At 36.1% G+C, this 18,218-nt stretch carries 19 protein-coding genes; 10 read left to right on the top strand and 9 right to left on the bottom strand.

All coding sequences use genetic code 11. The features are described 5' to 3' along the window. Positions 1 to 4: 4 nt before the first annotated feature. A complete protein-coding gene (gene tpx, locus ACM6F9_RS11195) occupies positions 5 to 505 on the bottom strand; it encodes a thiol peroxidase (protein ID WP_414845804.1) in 501 nt (166 codons plus the stop codon). 357 nt (positions 506 to 862) lie between these two features. On the opposite strand from tpx, the gene ACM6F9_RS11200 reads away from it, so the two are divergent. After that, positions 863 to 3,082 (top strand): NADP-dependent isocitrate dehydrogenase, encoded by a 2,220-nt coding sequence (locus ACM6F9_RS11200; protein ID WP_414845805.1) that lies wholly within the window; start codon positions 863 to 865, stop codon positions 3,080 to 3,082. Positions 3,083 to 3,320: 238 nt separating this feature from the next. Here ACM6F9_RS11200 and ACM6F9_RS11205 read toward each other — a convergent pair whose 3' ends face one another. Next, positions 3,321 to 3,656, bottom strand: a complete 336-nt coding sequence (locus ACM6F9_RS11205) for a winged helix-turn-helix transcriptional regulator (protein WP_105700908.1) — start codon at positions 3,654 to 3,656, stop codon at positions 3,321 to 3,323. A gap of 102 nt (positions 3,657 to 3,758) precedes the next feature. On the opposite strand from ACM6F9_RS11205, the gene ACM6F9_RS11210 reads away from it, so the two are divergent. From ACM6F9_RS11210 to ACM6F9_RS11240, 7 genes are all read left to right on the top strand, one after another. Next, positions 3,759 to 4,505 (top strand): SDR family oxidoreductase, encoded by a 747-nt coding sequence (locus ACM6F9_RS11210; protein WP_414845806.1) that lies wholly within the window; start codon positions 3,759 to 3,761, stop codon positions 4,503 to 4,505. A gap of 168 nt (positions 4,506 to 4,673) precedes the next feature. Further along, the gene (locus ACM6F9_RS11215; RefSeq protein ID WP_414845807.1) at positions 4,674 to 5,657 is read left to right on the top strand and encodes a heme-binding domain-containing protein; all 984 of its coding nucleotides are present in this window, start codon (positions 4,674 to 4,676) and stop codon (positions 5,655 to 5,657) included. Further along, positions 5,654 to 6,091: a hypothetical protein gene (locus ACM6F9_RS11220; protein WP_414845808.1), complete on the top strand. Its 438-nt coding sequence runs from the start codon at positions 5,654 to 5,656 to the stop codon at positions 6,089 to 6,091. The genes ACM6F9_RS11215 and ACM6F9_RS11220 overlap by 4 nt, the downstream gene beginning before the upstream one ends. 80 nt (positions 6,092 to 6,171) lie before the next feature. After that, positions 6,172 to 7,185, top strand: coding sequence for a sensor histidine kinase (locus ACM6F9_RS11225; protein ID WP_414845809.1), 1,014 nt, complete (start codon positions 6,172 to 6,174; stop codon positions 7,183 to 7,185). After that, the gene (locus ACM6F9_RS11230) at positions 7,166 to 7,924 is read left to right on the top strand and encodes a LytR/AlgR family response regulator transcription factor (protein ID WP_414845810.1); all 759 of its coding nucleotides are present in this window, start codon (positions 7,166 to 7,168) and stop codon (positions 7,922 to 7,924) included. Before ACM6F9_RS11225 ends, ACM6F9_RS11230 begins: the two co-directional genes overlap by 20 nt. 352 nt (positions 7,925 to 8,276) lie before the next feature. After that, positions 8,277 to 9,050 (top strand): DUF1223 domain-containing protein, encoded by a 774-nt coding sequence (locus tag ACM6F9_RS11235; protein ID WP_414845811.1) that lies wholly within the window; start codon positions 8,277 to 8,279, stop codon positions 9,048 to 9,050. A gap of 34 nt (positions 9,051 to 9,084) precedes the next feature. After that, the gene (locus tag ACM6F9_RS11240) at positions 9,085 to 9,477 is read left to right on the top strand and encodes a DoxX family protein (protein ID WP_414845812.1); all 393 of its coding nucleotides are present in this window, start codon (positions 9,085 to 9,087) and stop codon (positions 9,475 to 9,477) included. 297 nt (positions 9,478 to 9,774) lie between these two features. On the opposite strand, the gene ACM6F9_RS11245 is transcribed toward ACM6F9_RS11240, so the two are convergent. The 4 genes from ACM6F9_RS11245 to ACM6F9_RS11260 all read right to left on the bottom strand — a co-directional run bounded on the left by ACM6F9_RS11245 (position 9,775) and on the right by ACM6F9_RS11260 (position 13,409). Continuing rightward, positions 9,775 to 10,767 carry an MBL fold metallo-hydrolase gene (locus tag ACM6F9_RS11245; RefSeq protein WP_414845813.1) on the bottom strand — a complete coding sequence of 331 codons (993 nt, stop codon included), beginning with the start codon at positions 10,765 to 10,767 and terminating at the stop codon, positions 9,775 to 9,777. Between the two features lie 85 nt (positions 10,768 to 10,852). Beyond that, the gene (locus tag ACM6F9_RS11250) at positions 10,853 to 11,854 is read right to left on the bottom strand and encodes an aldo/keto reductase (RefSeq protein WP_414845814.1); all 1,002 of its coding nucleotides are present in this window, start codon (positions 11,852 to 11,854) and stop codon (positions 10,853 to 10,855) included. Positions 11,855 to 11,940: 86 nt separating this feature from the next. After that, positions 11,941 to 12,846, bottom strand: coding sequence for a helix-turn-helix domain-containing protein (locus tag ACM6F9_RS11255; protein ID WP_414845815.1), 906 nt, complete (start codon positions 12,844 to 12,846; stop codon positions 11,941 to 11,943). A gap of 110 nt (positions 12,847 to 12,956) precedes the next feature. Continuing rightward, a complete protein-coding gene (locus ACM6F9_RS11260) occupies positions 12,957 to 13,409 on the bottom strand; it encodes a hypothetical protein (protein ID WP_414845816.1) in 453 nt (150 codons plus the stop codon). Positions 13,410 to 13,916: 507 nt separating this feature from the next. Here ACM6F9_RS11260 and ACM6F9_RS11265 point away from each other — a divergent pair. Beyond that, positions 13,917 to 14,204 (top strand): GNAT family N-acetyltransferase, encoded by a 288-nt coding sequence (locus tag ACM6F9_RS11265; protein WP_047433564.1) that lies wholly within the window; start codon positions 13,917 to 13,919, stop codon positions 14,202 to 14,204. Here the strand turns inward: ACM6F9_RS11265 and ACM6F9_RS11270 are convergent, their stop codons facing one another. Then, complete coding sequence (locus ACM6F9_RS11270) at positions 14,205 to 15,302, bottom strand: MBL fold metallo-hydrolase (RefSeq protein WP_414845817.1); 1,098 nt, start codon at positions 15,300 to 15,302, stop codon at positions 14,205 to 14,207. Positions 15,303 to 15,618: 316 nt separating this feature from the next. Between ACM6F9_RS11270 and ACM6F9_RS11275 the strand changes: the two genes are divergently transcribed. Beyond that, the gene (locus tag ACM6F9_RS11275) at positions 15,619 to 17,013 is read left to right on the top strand and encodes a S41 family peptidase (protein ID WP_414845818.1); all 1,395 of its coding nucleotides are present in this window, start codon (positions 15,619 to 15,621) and stop codon (positions 17,011 to 17,013) included. Positions 17,014 to 17,055: 42 nt separating this feature from the next. Here the strand turns inward: ACM6F9_RS11275 and ACM6F9_RS11280 are convergent, their stop codons facing one another. Both ACM6F9_RS11280 and ACM6F9_RS11285 read right to left on the bottom strand, forming a co-directional pair. Next, complete coding sequence (locus ACM6F9_RS11280) at positions 17,056 to 17,646, bottom strand: hypothetical protein (protein WP_414845820.1); 591 nt, start codon at positions 17,644 to 17,646, stop codon at positions 17,056 to 17,058. Positions 17,647 to 17,660: 14 nt separating this feature from the next. After that, positions 17,661 to 18,170, bottom strand: coding sequence for an RNA polymerase sigma factor (locus tag ACM6F9_RS11285; RefSeq protein WP_414845821.1), 510 nt, complete (start codon positions 18,168 to 18,170; stop codon positions 17,661 to 17,663). Positions 18,171 to 18,218 lie beyond the last annotated feature (48 nt).

Below are 18,218 nucleotides of genomic sequence, written 5' to 3' on the forward strand. Positions count from 1 at the left end.
TTTATTATTTTAATGCGGCAAGAGCAGCATCATAATTAGGCTCATTAGCAATTTCCGGAACCTGCTCAGTATAAATTACCTGATTGTTTTCGTCCGTAACGATCACTGCACGGCTCAATAGCCCTTTCAAAGGAGAATCTGTAATAGTCACTTCATAATCATCTCCAAAGCTGCTTCTGAAGTCTGAAAGTGTTTCTACATTATTCAATCCTTCAGCTGCACAGAATCTTCCTAATGCGAATGGAAGGTCTTTAGAAACGTTGATCACTACTGTATTATCAAGTTTTGAAGCCTCTTCATTGAATTTTCTGGAAGAAGCAGCACAAGTAGGAGTATCGATGCTTGGGAAAATATTGAATACTTTTTTCTTTCCTGCGAAAGTTTCAAGAGTCTTTACTGCTAAACCTGAGTCTACCAATGCAAAGTCTTTTACAGTAGTTCCTACAGATGGCAATGTTCCTATTGTGTGTACTTCGTTTCCTTTTAAAGTGATTGTCGTCGACATAATATTTATTTTTAAGTTTTTCAAATTTAATCAAAAAAGAAAATTTTCCCAGTTTTATTATGGTTAAATTAATCTTAAAGTGAAAATAAAAATCATTCATCTGATATTCAGTTTTCCGAACAAAAATTTTTCCAGATTAATTCCCTGAAAAAACGAAGATCTCTATACAGAAAAGCTCAATCTATGAAAATTATAAAATTGTTTTCAAATAAATGTAAACAGAACCGGGGCATAAATTATACAGATACACCATTAAAGATTCAAAAGCCTCTGTTTTTTTTGGAAATATCTTAAATAAAACAATGATATTTACTAAATTTGTGGGACTTAAAATTTCAAATAAAAAATAACAGTATAATGTCAGAAAAATCAAAAATCTATTACACTCTTACTGATGAAGCTCCAATGCTGGCTACTCACTCGTTTTTACCAATTGTAAAAGCTTTCACAAAATCAGCAGATATCGAAATTGCTGTTCCGGATATTTCTTTGGCAGGAAGAATTTTAGCTAACTTCCCTGAGTTTTTAAAAGACGACCAGAAAATTGGTGATGCTTTGGCAGAACTAGGAGAATTGGCTACACAACCTGATGCTAACATCATTAAGTTACCTAACATTTCTGCTTCTGTACCTCAATTGGATGCTGCAATTGCTGAACTACAAGGTAAAGGTTTCGCAGTTCCAAACTATCCTGCAGAGCCTAAAAATGACGAAGAAAAAGCAATCAAAGCTAAATATGCAAAAGTATTAGGAAGTGCTGTAAACCCTGTATTAAGAGAAGGAAACTCTGACAGACGTGCTCCAAAAGCTGTTAAAAACTATGCAAAAGCAAACCCTCACAGAATGGGTGACTGGGCATCTGACAGCAAAACTGACGTAGCTCACATGAACAATGGTGATTTCTACGGTACAGAAAATTCTACAACATTAGAAAATGCTGCAAAATACAGAATCGTTTTCAAAGGAAATGACGTTTCTGAGTCTGTATTAAAAGATTTCGCAGGTCTTCAGGCTGGTGAGGTTATTGATTCTTCTGTAATGAATTTAAATGCATTAAAAGCATTCGTTCAGGAAGCTATTGAGGAAGCTAAGAAAAGAAATGTACTTCTTTCTGCCCACCTTAAAGCTACCATGATGAAAATCTCTGACCCAATCATTTTCGGGGCTATCGTTGAGACTTTCTTCAAAGAAGTATTTACAAAATATGCTGAGACTTTCAAGTCTTTAGACATTAATCCAAATAACGGTCTTGCTGATCTTTTTGATAAAATCAAAGGAAATGCTCAGGAAGCTGATATCAAAGCTGATATTGAAACTGCTTTGGCAAACGGACCTAGAGTGGCAATGGTAAATTCTGACAAAGGAATTACTAACTTCCACGTACCTTCTGACATCATCGTTGATGCATCTATGGCAGCTCTTGTAAGAGGAGGAGGTAAAATGTGGAACAAAGACGGAAACGAAGAAGATACAGTTTGTATCATCCCAGACCGTTCTTATGCAGGTTTCTATCAGTCTGTCATTGACGATATGAAAGCGCACGGAAAATTAGACCCTACTACAATGGGATCTGTTCCAAACGTTGGTCTAATGGCTCAAAAAGCTGAAGAATATGGTTCTCACGATAAAACTTTCCAATTAGCTGCTGACGGAACTGTAGAAGTTCAGGATGAAGCCGGAAACATTCTTCTTTCTCAGAAAGTAGAAAAAGATGATATCTTCAGAATGTGCCAGACTAAAGATGCTCCTATCCAGGACTGGGTAAAATTAGCAGTAAACAGATCAAGATTATCTGATACTCCTGCTATCTTCTGGTTAGACAAAGGAAGAGCTCACGACAGAGAAATCATCAAAAAAGTAGAAAAATATCTTGCAGATCATGATACAACAGGTCTTGACATCAGAATTCTTGATGTAAAAGATGCTATGACTGAAACTCTGAAAAGAGCAAGAGAAGGTAAAGATACAATCTCTGTTTCCGGAAACGTATTGAGAGATTACTTAACAGACCTTTTCCCAATCCTTGAGCTTGGTACTTCTGCAAAAATGCTTTCTATCGTTCCGTTGATGAACGGTGGTGGTTTATTTGAAACAGGTGCCGGAGGTTCTGCTCCAAAACATGTTGAGCAATTCTTAGAAGAAGGTTATTTAAGATGGGATTCTCTAGGTGAATTCTTGGCACTTCAGGCTTCTTTAGAGCACTTGGCACAGACTCAGGGGAATACAAAATCTCAGGTTTTAGCTGATGCATTGGATGAAGCGAATGCTAAATTCTTAGCTACAGATAAATCTCCTGCAAGAAAAGTAGGTCAGATTGACAACAGAGGTTCTCACTTCTATTTAGCAATGTACTGGGCTGAAGCGTTAGCTAACCAGACTGCTGATGCTGAATTGGCCGCTAAGTTTGCTCCTATTGCTCAGGCAATGCAGGAAAATGAAGAGGTAATCAATGCAGAATTAATTGGTGCTCAGGGTAAACCTCAAAACATTGAAGGGTATTACAAAACTGACACATACAAAACGTATGCAGCAATGAGACCTAGCACTGTTTTAAATGAAATTATTGACGGAATTTAATTGTTCGTTTTGATATAAATAAAAGCTCCTTTTCTAAGGGGCTTTTTTTGTGGGTAATACTTTGCTAAACTACCCCGTCTTTTTAATACTATACTATTTAAGACCACCCCGTCAAAAATTCTTTGAATTTTTGCCACCCCTCCAAAGGAGGGGAATTTAGCACATAATTACTCATATAGGTCGACGTGCGTCCCTAATCCCTAATTCCTAATCCCTGCAACCTAAAATCTGCTACCTCTCACCTATCCTCCACAATCACTCTCCTATGCTCCCTACCCCAATTGATCATTTCCTGGATGATATTTCCAAAAGTGCGGCAATATTCTGTGGGCTCATATTCTATTAAAACAGGAGTTTCCGGGTAAACGGTGCGTTTTACCAGTTTGTTCAGTTCCATATCTTTCAGTTCTTTGGATAGCATTCTGGTGGTAATTCCGGGAATACTTCGCTCAATTTCCCTGAAGCGCCTGTTTCCGTTACAAAGTGAGTTGATAACAGGAATTCGCCATTTCCCACCAATGAAATAAAGGGTATCCTGCAGGGCTCTAAGTTCTTCTGTCTGATCTCTTTCCATAGTTGCAAAGTTAATTGATATCATTCGTTATACTGGTATACTCTGTAATACTGATAACAAAAGTATACCAATTTGAAATAACTTTGTCAAAAAAAATTTACAATGAAAAAATTAAGTAATAAACTGGCTATTGTGACAGGAGGAAACAGCGGAATCGGATTCGCTGCGGCAAAAGAACTTATTTCAGAAGGAGTAACCGTGATCATCACCGGAAGACGAAAAGAAGCTGTAGAAAAAGCGGCTCAGGAACTTGGAGCTATTCCTTTCATTGCAGATCAGGCTCATCTTGATGATATTGATTTATTGAAGAAGGAAGTAGAGAAACAGTTTGGAAAAGTAGACATACTGTTCGTCAATGCAGGTATTACAGGAACTCTGACACCTATTGAAAATATGGATGTGGAAAATTTTGATCAGGTGATGGATATTAATTTCAGAGGAGCTTATTTTACCTTAAGCAAGTTCATTCCTTTATTGAATGAGGGAGCCTCTGTTATCTTTTTATCTTCCATTGTTGCTTCTACCTATAAACCTAATAGTTCGGCATATCAGGCAAGCAAAGCTGCATTGAATTCAATTGCCAAAACGGCAGCCGCAGAATTAGCTCCAAGGAAAATCAGAGTGAATATGATAAGCCCTGGCCCCATAAAAACCGAAATTATGAACAAAGCCGGACTGGATGAAGAAACGTTGAAGAATCTTTCCAGCTATCTTATAGATCAGATTCCCATGAAGAAAATGGGAACCGCTGAAGAAGTTGCAAAACTGGTTACTTATTTATCAGATAATGAATCTTCAGGTTATGTCACCGGAACCGAAATTGTGATAGACGGTGGTATTACGTTATAAATAATCAATTCCAATAAATCCCGATAGCGCAATTACCGGGATTTTTTATGTGTATTTTTTAGCCTAAAAAATTCCGGATTCACCTTTTGATTTGTCCGGGTCAGCCTCTTTTCAGTTTCACAGTGTAACCTACTCTCCTACTTTTGAATCAGAAAAAACAATACTCATATGGACACCACAAAGAAAAAAAGAAATCCCATAGCCTTCATATTTCTGGTTATACTAGGAATTTTCGGAGGATTGCAGCTATTCAGTCAACCATTGGAAGGAAAAAAGGTTACAGGAAAAATTGAAGCCCCAAAGGAAGTGATCAGTATTCTTGAAAACTCATGTTTCAACTGTCATTCCAATCAGCAGAATCTAAGCTGGTATGATCAAATTGCTCCTGTTTCCTGGGTTGTGAATAAAGACATTAAAAGAGCCAGAGAAGTTCTGAATTTTTCAGAATGGGAAACATACTCTCCGGCTGAGCATCAGGGAAAAATGTATGCCATTCTTAATATGATGCAAAGTGGAAAAATGCCTCTTCATGAATATACGCTTCTGCATCCTTCAGCGAAAATTAGTCAAAAAGATATTGAAATCATTAGAAAATATACGCTTTCATTATCTTCAGTAAACCCATCAACTCAAAAAAAGTTGGAAACATCTCCAATCTCATCCGCTGCATCAATTCAGATATCAGCAAAACTTCCGGTTTCTCCCAATGGCGTTCAATACACTCCTGATTTTAAAAACTGGAAAGTCATCAGTATGAGTACGCTGTTTGACAATTCCATCCGTGTGATTTACGGAAATGACATAGCTGTAAAAGCGGTTGAAACTGAAAACTTTCATCCCTGGCCGGACGGAAGCATTGTAGTAAAATCCGTATGGAAGCAGCAAGAGCTGCCCAATGGCGAAATCAGACCTGGAAAATTTATCAATGCGCAGTTTATGGTAAAGGATTCCAAACAATATAAAGATACTGAAGGCTGGGGATTTGCGAAATTCTCCGGAGATGATCTCCATCCTACAGGAAAAACAGCATCTTTTGCAAAAGAATCATGCATTGCCTGCCACAGACAGCTTGCAGAAAAAACAGGATATCTTTTTGATGTTCCAATGAAAGTAAATACCCAAAGATTAATCGAAAATTTACAGAAAAAATGAAAAATACAATCCTCATCTTATTAGTAAGCCTTGTTTCTCTTACCGCTTGCAGCAAAGAAAACAATGATAATGGACTTTCAAGGGTTGTTTTTGACCCGGGAAATCTTACATTCATCTCCAATTCTTTAAACCCTAAGAAAAAAACAATGTCCGCTTTATATGGAAATGAAAAAGCACTGGAATCTTTATCCAAACAAAATCAGACACCAGAAGCTGGAGCCGTGATGAAACTGCTTACCTGGAAATACCATGATAATCCTCAATACATTGGCGGAACCATCACTGGAGAATTGGTAAGTATTGAAACTGTTCAGACTGACAATATTGGAAATATTTCTTATACTATTAAAAATGCTCAGCCACAGACTGCCTCATCTGATAAAGAAGAAAGAGTACACTATTTTATGAGTTACCGCCCTGTAAGCAGGCCTTAATAAAAAACTATCGCTTCACTATTTATCATAATATTTTAAATAAAAAGCATTAATTTAACCTTTTCAAATCAGCAGATTTCATGCAACAGCAAAAAATAAAAATCTCACAAGCCATTATCTGGATAAGCTCCATTTTCCTGGGCGTTTTGTCATCAGTGCCTCAGCTTGCCTCCCATCAATTCGACTGGAAAGAAGCCTTGGTAAATTCGGGGATTACAGCAGCATTTTCGGTCATCATGTGGTACATCAATATTTATATGCTGAATCGCACGAAAAAGCGAAGACAGCATATCTCCTATTCAAGACTGATGGTGGTATTGGCTTTTGGGATGGTGATTATGTTTGGGCTGGCCTGGATCCAGCAGCTGATTCTTTCTCATATTAATTTCGGACCGATTATGCTGATGATTGAGGTAAGAGGAATTCTGATCAATCTGGTGTGTTACATGTTCCTGAACCTTCTTCAGAATAATTATACAGGACAGCAGGTACAGCTTGAACTGGAAAAGGTAAAAAGTGATAACCTTGGAGCTCAATACGAATTGCTAAAGCAGCAGATTAATCCTCACTTTCTTTTCAACAGCCTGAATACTTTAAAAATGATGGCAGAAACGCGTGATGATGAAACAGTAGATTTCGTTGTAAAACTTTCCGATTTTTACAGATTTACTCTTGAAAGCAGAAAATTAGATCTGATCAGCATTCAGGAAGAAATGAAAATTGTAGATGCTTATCTTTTTCTTCAAAAAGCCCGTTTTGGTGACGGCATCATGTTTACCAATCAGCTTGGAAAAGAAATTGGTTCTACGCTTATTCCCCCTTTTACACTTCAGCTTCTGGTGGAAAATTGCATCAAGCACAATATCGTTTCGCAAAGCAAACCTTTACATATTACAATTTATACTGCAGACGATTATATTGTGATTGAAAATCCTATTCAGCGAAAAGTAAATCCAGAAGATTCTTTAGGAGTTGGGTTGGATAACATTAAAATGCGTTATAAACACTTGTTGGAAAAAGACATTATTATTAATTCATCCGAAAAAACATTTCAGATAAAACTACCATTAATCCATGAATATCATCATTATTGAAGACGAATTCAGGGCTGCAAAATCCCTTCAGAATTTAATTTCAGATTTAAAACCAGACTCCAGGATACTGGGGGTTTATGACAGTATTGAAACAAGTATTGAAGGTTTACAGGAAATCAAACCCGATCTTATTTTTATGGATATCCATCTTTCGGACGGGCTTTCCTTTGAAATTTTTAAATCGGTGGAGATTACCTGCCCTGTGGTTTTCTGTACTGCGTTTGATCAGTATATGCTGGATGCTTTTAAGAGTAAAGGTGTTGATTATGTTTTAAAACCATTCTCAAAAGAAGATATTGCTGAAGCTTTACGAAAGGTTGATGAATTGAAAAAATTCTTTCAGAAAAATGATCTGCCGGACTTGGAATCCATTATCCAAAAAATGAATCAGCCTGCGGGTAAAAGCAGTTTTTTAGTTTTTAAAAATCAAAAATATACAACGATTCCTACAGAAGATATTGCCTATTTTTATATCCATAATGAGATTACCCATCTTGTTACCTTTGCCAAAGAGCAGTTTCCTCTTACCCAACCTTTGGGCCAGGTGGCGGAACAGGTTTCTGACAAGCAATTCTTCAGAGTTAACCGGCAATATCTTGTTAATTTTAAAGCGATTAAGGAGATGGAACATTATTTCCAGCGCAAAATACTGGTGAAGCTCACTATTGAAACTCCTGAGAAGCTTTTGATTAATAAAGAAAAAACGCATAGTTTCTTTACATGGCTGGAAGATAGATAAAGAGTAAGAAGGCTGGAAGTGGGATGCTCGAAGCAGGAAGTACTTTCAGTCATTCTAAGATATAGAGCTCTTTTGAAATACATTATAACCCTGATTGATATGATCAGGGTTTTCTTTTTTATTCCTTATTTGATTGTATTAATTTCTTAAACTTCTTCCTGCTTATATCTAAAAAAATAAAACGCTATTCCTTTTCACACTCCAAAAACTTCCAGCTTCTATCCTCCAGCTTCCAGCCTTAAAAATTCTTCCCCTCACAATTTCCGGGTTCACCTTGTAATTTGTCCGGTTGAACCTTTTTTACATTTTTTTGCCTTGGCAGAGTATCTACTTTTGAATCAAATTAAAAGACATGATACTAAAAAACTTAATCACAGTAAGCGCTTTTACCGCATTATTATTTGCTACCTCAGCATTTATTTATCAAAATAAAGATCAAAAGATTATACAGCATTCAACTGATGAAAACAATGGTTTCGCAGTGTTGGAGCTTTTTACTTCAGAAGGTTGTTCAAGCTGTCCTCCCGCGGATGAGCTTATGGGAAAAATTGAAAAAGAATATAAAGATCAGCCCGTTTATCTTCTCTCCTATCATGTGGATTACTGGAATCGCCTTGGATGGAAAGACAGATTCAGCAGTTCTGAAAACTCTCAACGACAACAGCAGTACAGTCGTATTTTGAACTCACAGGTCTATACTCCACAGCTGGTCGTGAATGGAAAAACAGAATTTGTAGGTTCTGATGAGAATAATATCAGAAATGCCGTTCAGGAAGCCTTATTTATTTCTAAAAAAAACAATATAGAATTATCAGCGAATGTTTCTCAGAATACAATTGATGTTCATTACAAAACATCTTCAGATCCTAAGAATACGCTTCTCGTTAATCTGGTTGAAAAACATTCTTCTACTCAGGTGGGAAAAGGTGAAAACGAAGGACGCCATCTGCATCACTGGCAGATTGTTCATCAACAAAATCCAATTTCTTTGAATAAACAACAGGAAGGGATTACAACATTCAAACTTCCGGAAGGTTTTTCTCCTGACAACTGGGAAGTTATAGCTTTTGTTCAAAATACAAAAACAGGAACGATCTCAGGGTCTTCAAAAACAGCTTTTAAATAAAATTTAATACAATCAATCATTAAAAATTACGACAATGAAAACAAAAACAACGAAAATCATCTATTGGGCTGGAGCTATTTTTATGTCATTATGGTTTGCGGCCAGCGGTTTCTTTGAACTGACAAAAAATCCTGTTGTTTGGGACATTACCCAACAGCTTGGCTATCCGCCTCATTTCATTTATATATTGGGTGTTTTTAAAATTTCGGGAGTTCTGGTTCTTCTGCTTCCCAATAAGCTATTGAGACTGAAAGAATGGGTATTTGCAGGAATGTTTTTTGATATTCTTTTTGCCTTCTTCTCAAAAATTGCGGTACTTGGTTTTCCGGCTACAGTAGATGCTATAATTGCTTTTTCTGTGCTTATGGTGACATATCTGATGTTCAGAAAGCTTTATTCTCCTGAGCTGGTTTTTGGAAAGGCCTGATGACTATAAAACTCTAATCTTTTCTTATGTTGAAACAGCTTCTCCCAGGCAATGGGAGAAGCTGTTTCTTTATATCTTTGAGCTAAGTTCTTTATGAAAGCGGACTAAAGCCGGCTTCTATTGATTGAGTTATGAGTATGATTGATTATTCCTTTTAACCACCCCGTCAAAAATTCTTTGAATTTTTGCCACCCCTCCGGAGGAGGGGAATACTGAGCACATATTTACTTATCAAGGCCAGCGCATCCCTAATCCCTAATCTCTGCTACCTCTCACCTGCTACCTGCCACCTACTCCCTAATTCATAAAACTTTCAGGGAACCATTCAAATGCTCCGGCTTTTGTTTTCGTAAAACCAAGACCTGGCCATGGTAAGTGATAGGCAAATGCTCTGGTCTTAGTATCTGCCAGTTGTTTCAGAAGTTCTTTTCTTGAAACTGTTGCAATATCCAGATCGGTGTCACCAAAATAGCCCCATTCAGGATGCGGGAAAAGAATAACATCAGAATGAATCAAATCTGCAATGTAGATCAACTTTTCATTTCCTGAAGAAATGGTTGTAACCGTTAAACCAGGGGTATGACCGGGAGCTAACTGGAAACTAAAATAATCATACAATGGATTATTAAGGTCATAAAACTTCAGTTTAGGCTGAATAGTTTTAAGAATATTCTGAATTGAGGGGATAATCTGATTAAGAAAATCAGGTTGTGTTTTCAAAGCACTGTTACTGAAATCTTTGATGGTGGCTTTCATCCAGAAATCATGTTCTATTTTGGAGATAAAAATATCTGCATTGGGGAAAATAAGTTGATTCTGTTTATCTACAACTCCTCCGATGTGATCCGGATGGGCATGAGAGATGAAAACGCCTGTAATATCTTTGGCAGAAAATCCTGCTTTTTGGAGACTTTTTAATAAAAATCCGGTTCTTTGATCGGCAAAAATACCCATTCCGGTATCGAATAAGATGAGTTTATTCTTTGTTTTAACCAATAGAATATTCATTGCCATATCAATATAATGGTCTGACCTGAAATTATTTTTAAGGATTGCTTTCAGCTCTGAAACGGTTCCTCTGGGAGCAAATGAGTTCAGATTTTCTTCATGAATATAGCCGTCTGTCAGCACAAAAAGTTCCAGTTCTCCCAATTTTATTTTTTTAAACCCGGAAAGATCTTCTCCTGTTTTTTCAGGAAATTTGGGAACACCTGCCAATACACCAGAAAAAGGAATCATGCTTAATGTTCCTGCCAATAATCCATTTTTTAATAATTCTCTTCTGTTCATAGCTTAGTTATTTTTATTTTAAATATAAAAACAAAAAACTGAGTTCCTTTCATTATCAGGAACTCAGTTTTTATATGAATAGTCTTTAGTTGTTGACCAGCTTCATTGATCCTTCTGTGTATCTTTCTCCTACATTCGGGTATTTTTTCAGAATGGCATCAATGGTATCCAGATCGGATTGGGAAAGTTCAATATTGACGGCTGCAATATTTTCTTCAAGATATTTAATCCTTTTTGTTCCAGGAATCGGGATAATATCGTCTCCCTGGTTCAGTACCCATGCTAATGCCAGCTGGGTTCCTTTTACACCTTTGGAAGCAGCCAGTTCATTAATTTCGTTAGCCAGTTTGGTGTTATTTTCAAGGTACTCCTGTTGATAACGCGGCAGTGATTTTCTGAAATCGTCATCACCCAGATTCTGCACATCGTAAATATTGGTGAAAAGCCCTCTTGCCAATGGTGAGTAAGGGACTAAAGAAATTCCCAGTTCTCTGATGGTTGGTAAAATTTCTTTTTCAACATCTTTCGTAAGAATAGAATATTCTGACTGTAACGCTGTTATAGGATGAATTTTGTTGGCTTTTCTGATAGACTCTGCAGAAGCTTCAGATAATCCGATATATTTCACCTTTCCAGCTTTCACAAGCTCTGCCATAGCTCCTACTGTTTCTTCTACAGGCACATTCGGATCTACTCTGTGTGCATAGTATAAGTCAATAGTATCTATTTTTAATCTTTGAAGGCTTAAATCTACTGCTTTTCTGATCCATTCCGGAGAACCGTCAAAATAAGTTCCGGGAGCTCCGCTATGGCTTGCTTTACCATCTTTAAACCTGAATCCGAATTTAGTCGCAATAAAAATCTTATCTCTGTTTGGTACTAAAACTTTTGAGATTAATTTTTCATTTTCTCCGTTGGCATACATATCTGCTGTATCCCAAAAGTTAACTCCTAAATCTAATGCTCTGTGCAGGGTATTGATACTTTCCTGCTCATCTGTAGGACCATAAGCAAAACTCATTCCCATACATCCTAAACCGATTGCTGATAACTGTTCGTCTGTGTTTCCTAATTTTTTAAATTTCATGATAGGTATGATTTAATTTTATATGACAAAATTAGAACATCCGGGCACCAGCCACTATATAGAATTCAAACTAAGAATTATAAAAATCAAACAATATCCATTCTTAGGGCATTAGGAGTAACTCCGGTCTGTTTTTTAAAGTAATTGGTAAAATAGGCAGGTTCTTCAAATCCCAATCCATAAGCGATTTCGGCAACATTCCAATCTGTATGTTTCAGTAAGGCATTGGCTTCCTGAATAATTCTTCCCGTGATCTGCTGGCTGGTTGTTTTGCCTGTAATCTCTTTTACGGAGCGGTTTAAAGAATTCACATGAATGGAAAGACTCTGAGCATAATCATTGGGGGTTTTTAATTTCAAAAATGCTTCAGGACTGTCGATCGGAAACTGTCTTTCCAATAGTTCCATAAATAAGGAAGCAACTCTTTGTGAGGCATTCTGATAAGGCTCAAAACTTTCTGCGGGCTGCATTCTCATCGTTTCATGAATCATCAGATGAAGGTAAGCTCTCAGCATATCATACTTATGAATATATTCTGACTGAATTTCAGTCATCATTTTGGTATAAATCTCAGAAAGAATATTCTGCTGTTCTTCATCTACAAAGAAAACCGGAGTTCCTCCAATCTTAAAAAGCGGAGAATCCTGAAGGTTTCCCATACGGCTTCCATTATGCAGAAACTGATCTGTAAACAGACAGAACCAGCCTTTCTGATCTTCATCATCCGCTTCCCAGGAATAAGGAATAATGGGATTGGAAAACAATAATGCAGGACGATCTACTTTGATCCATTTATCTGCATAATGAAGCTTTCCTTTTCCTATAATGAGTGAAATCTTATAATAATCTCTCCTGCTGTAAGGCGTAAGCGGGGAGCAATATTCTCTTGAAAATACATTGAAGTGCCCCATTTTATTCACACCAATACATTGTGATGCCAGATTGGGAGCATTTCTTTCATAAAAACCTTTGAGTGATTCGTGTGATTCCATGAATCAAAGTTATAAAATTCAAACAAATTAAATAATGATCATCACTAAAAAAATAAAATGGCTGACAAAGATGCCAGCCATTTAAAAGTGAATATTGAGTTGATAATAATCTAATCCCAATCATCATCATGACCATGATGTTTATTTTGTTTTTTATAATATTTCTCCTGGTTTTTATAGTATTTTTCCTGTTGTTTACGATATTTTTTATAATCGTTTTTGTTTCTGCCATATACAATTACCGGATTTTGTCCTCTGTAATATTTCTTTTTAAAGATAATATACTTCTCTCTACCCATGATTCTTTCAAGCTCCGAATAACGGTCACCTCTCCACCTTCCCGGCTCTACCACATACACCCTGTTCCAGGTATCATAATCACGGTATCTGTCATTCAAAACATAAATCTGGTTGGCCTGTGTTGTAGACAACAACAGATCAGCAACTACCCTTTGCCAGTTGACATCAGAAATACTCCTTCTATAATCATTGTAATAATCTGACTGGGCATAGCTTAAACCGAATGTTCCAATCAAAAATACTGTTAATATTAACTTTTTCATTTCATTCCTCTTTAAATTAAACATCAAGACCTAGTCAATTAAAGTGCCAATTCTTAATCACAAATACTAATATTTGTTAAGAAAAACCATAAACAACTGATTATGTTTGAAATATTTTCTTCATTTTTATAAAATCATTGAATGTTAATTATTTTAAAATTATAATCAGAGTCCTATAATTTCAATAAAAAGCAACCATACAAAATATTCATAATCAATAAATTAAAATTTAATAGTTTTAAAATTGATGGATTTATAAGTTTTGGCTAAAGCCAATGCATCAATATTTTATTGTTAGGTGGGTTGAAACCCACCCCTATTGAATTTTATCAACAACATCTTTTATCTTTTATCTTTTATCTTTCACTACTCCATTTATGTTATAAAATTCGTTAAGATTCTCCAAAATTATTATTTCATATGATTTAATTTTGTAATTTTAATGGAGAGAATGTTTTTCAGGAAATTTTCTCCAATCATTTTTAATCAACCAAATCTTACATTATCATGGAAAATATAAAGTTTCAGGTATCTCAATATCAAGATGAATTGCAGCTGCTTATAGATGGAAAAAAGGCAGGTTATATGTCCATAGAGGTTGACGGAAGACTGCTTATCGTATTTTATACGAAATTGGATGAGGAGCGTGAAGGAAAAGGTTATGCTAAACTATTGCTGGATGAGCTTGTGCGTTATGCAGAGGAAAAAGATTTGCTTGTAGATCCGGAATGTGATTTTGTGAGACAGCAATTTGAAAATCACCCCGCAAGATATAAAGAAATCTGGCATGCCTGATCAGCTTTCCCACCAGGCTGTAAATTGCTGTCCTGACTGATTCAGTTCTACAACCTCACCGATCATCGGAGTGAGAATGTTCATTTTTTTTTCTTTTCCAAGGGCTGTTATCTTTTGTAGGGGTTCATTCCATGGATGAAGTGCCAATGCAAATTTAGCCGCATGAACTGGTAATATACGCTCTGCTTTAAGATCAACAGCAGCCTGAATAACATCTTCCGGTAATGTATGAATGTATCTCCATGCTTCTCCATACTGTCCATTCTCAAGAACAGCATAATCGAAAGGACCATATTGCTCACCGATTGTTTTAAAATGAGAATCATAGCCGCTGTCTCCTCCTAAGAAAATTTTCTTTGTAGGGGTTATCAGAACGTAGGAGCTCCAAAGCGTATCATTCTGCCTGATTCTCCTTCCGGAAAAGTGTCTGGCAGGGGTAAAAATAATTTTTATATCATTTTTCAGATTAATTTCCGCTCCCCATTCTTCTTCAATAAGTGCATTCTCAGCATATCCCCATCTTTCCAGATGTGCTCCCACTCCCAAAGGTATAATAGCCATTCCTGTTCTGTCTCTGATAGATTGTACAGTAGGGTAATCCAGATGATCAAAATGATCGTGGGTTATCACGAGATAATCAATATTGGGAATATCTTCAGGCTTAAAAATATCTGACCCTTTAAATGCTTTATTAAAGTATTTAAAAGGCGAACCATATTTACTCAACACAGGATCAATCAGGAAGGAAACACCGTCTGTCTGCAGATAGTAAGATGAGTGCCCTAACCAGATAAATACGTCCTGATTTTTATCTATATTTTTTAAATCGGTATGAATGGAAGGAATTTCTTTTAAAGGCTTCAAAAGCGGATCTTTTTTACCCAAAAAGAAATCATACGTTACTTTCGACATTTTATAGCCTTCCGTAATAGATGGCGTATGACTGATATTCTGAAACTGTTTTTTCTTATAAAGCTTTGACTGTTTAATACGTTTCAACCTTTCTCCTTTTGGAATAGCACCAAACGCTTTCATGTTCATCACTATAAAAAAAGTAACCGTCAAAACAACTACACTCGTAATAATCCAATAAATCATCTGCAAAAAATAATTATCAAAGGTATTGACTTTTGTATTGAAATTGAAAAATATTCCATTCTACTGCATTTTTTAACTAAATTTATCATGTATTTTTAAAAATTTATTATTCATTTAAGTCAGGATTAATTTTAAACTTTCTATTTTAGCACGTTAAAAAAACTCAGATCAATTGAAAAATTATTCGGTCATATTTCTTCTCGTTATTCTTTCGTCCTGTGTCTCTATAAAAAAGCACAACGAACAACGGGCCTCATGTATACCACCGGAGCAACTTAAAGAGGATGTAGACTTTGCGTATTCAAAATTACAGCAAATGCACCCTCAATTATACTGGTATATTCCCAAGAAGGAATTGGAACGTAAATTTGACAGTCTTAAACAAACAATCACCGAGCCACTCACTCCTCTTCAATTTTATTTTAAACTTCAGCCGGTCATTGCAGGAATCCGTGAAGGCCATCTTTCATTGAGGATTCCCAGAAAAAAATTTACAAAAAGGGAAATTAAAAGACTGGAACATCAAAAAGGAATGTTCAGCCGTTTTGAATATTATATTTCAGGCGATCAGATGTATATTGTTCAAAACAGAGATTCTATTCAACATATAAAGCCCGGAACTGAAATTTTATCCATTAACAATGTTCCAGTTTCAGATTATATAAAAAAATACAGAAGCCTGATCAGCAGTGATGGTGACAACACTACTTTTCATCCTTATTTCCTGAAGGATCTGTTCTTCAGCTTTTATACTGCAGAAAATGGTTTTGGCAGCAAAGCTACTCTTGAAACTCTTTATCAGGGTGAAAAAAAGACCTACACTTTAACCAGAGAAATCAAGTCTGATTCTGATCTGGAAAAGGATAAGGAAATGAAGAAGAAGACTGAGGAAAAAAAGCTGAACGATTATGTAGCTGCAAGCAACTCTTACAACAGAAGTTTTAAGTTTCTGGATAAAGACAGTACCATTGCTTATATTAAAGTAAAAAGTTTCTCAAGGGAATATTCGGATGAATTTTATAAGAAGACATTTGCCAAGATCAATGACGCAAAGTCTCTTTACCTCATCATAGATGTACGAAACAACTATGGTGGCTCTCTTTATGAGATCAACAACCTGTATTCCTATTTGTCCGAAGCACCATTTACTCTGATTAAACCTTCCCAGTTGACGTCAAGGAATGTTCCTCTACGCACAAATTATTTCAGAAAAAGTAATCCTTTAGAATATGCTCTTAAAAGTATTGCCTACCCGAGTTACTTTTTCGCACAGACTTTCAGTACCTATAAAAAAGATGGAAAAGTTTTCTATAAAATGAAAGCTGACAAACCAACAAAACCTAATAAAGCAGCCTTTCATGGAAAAGTTTTTGTACTGATCAACGGTGGAAGTTTCTCTGCATCTTCTATTATTACGGCTAAGCTTAAGAATGATAAAAGAGCAACTCTTGTGGGTGAAGAGACTGGTGGAGCCAACGACGGAACAGTTGCAGGTTTCTATTCGTACCAGAAACTTCCTAATTCTGAAATCAGATTTCCTATCGGATTACTTCTGGTACAGCCCAATATCAATTTTTCGGATTCACGGAAAGGCGTTGTTCCTGATGTGACTGTTACCGAAAGCCTGCAGGATATTATTGATAAAAAAGATCCACAGCTGGACTGGATAAAAAACGAAATCGCCAAAGAAAAGGAAAATAAAGGACATTAATGAATATAGGTTCGGCGGGCTTTCAGCCCGCCGAACTCTTTTTCATCTTTTTAATTCTCTCAAAAGATCTTCAATATGTTGTATATATCTTCCATAATAACGTTGATACCAGAACTTTCCAACTACATAAAGCAAAAATAACCCTATGGTCACTGTACCAATTAAAACGACTGCAATTTTAAGCTCACTCAAAGGTTTCGGCCATGGGATAAATTCGAGGACAATAAGAATCTCGCATACCAGAAACGGTGCAAAACTGATATAGTATGAAAGATAATATTGTTTATTAAGATTCAGCTGCATGACCAGATCTTTCAGGGAATCATAGGTTTTAGGAGCAGGATTACTGATGTCATTATACAATTTAAAGAACTTACTGAAAAAGAAAACGGTAACAATAAGCATGGAAGCAATCAAAACCGTTATATACAACTGAAGTTTGAACGGTCTGCAAACAGAGCACACCAGAAAGGCGAAAACAAAGATTGCTATCATCCACCAGAATTCCACACGCATATTTTTTCGTATTTTTTCAAGGGGAAGATTCAGTTTATTTCTTTGTTCAAGGCTTATTTCAGGAGTTTCCTCCACAATATCTTCATTCCAGGTATTTTTGAATTCATCTATATTCATCGGATTACTGATTTTTAAAGGTTGTTGATTTTTATTTGGCTTAAGATATCTTTAAGTTTATTTTTTGCCCGGTTCATTTTTACTCTGGCATTCACTTCTGAAATTCCCATCTGTTCTGCAATTTCTTTTCCTGAAAAATCTTCAAGATAATAGAAAATAAAGGCTTTATCAATGGGATTGAGCATGTGAATGGCCTTATACATTTCAGTGAGACGCTCTTCTTTACGGTAATCGTAGTCTTCCTGAACAATGATTTGGTTAGAGAAATCTTCATTGGCAATAAAGCTTCTTCTTTTCTCAGATTTCAGGAAAATAATGGCCGTATTCAACGCTATTCTGTATAGCCATGTCGAAAATTCGCTTTCCCCTCTGAAACCGGGAAATGCTTTCCAGAGCTGATACGTGATCTCCTGAAAAAGATCATCACGATCATCCTTTTCGGTCATATACATTTTAGAAATCTTAAATAGGATTCCTTTATGCTGCTCAATTTGGCTTATAAACTCTTGTTCTAATGAGGTCATGGGCTGTTACTCTATAGAGTTAGTTTTCGTTTAAAAAAATTGTTACAG

The organism is Chryseobacterium sp. IT-36CA2 (assembly GCF_949767875.1).
GTDB lineage: Bacteria > Bacteroidota > Bacteroidia > Flavobacteriales > Weeksellaceae > Chryseobacterium.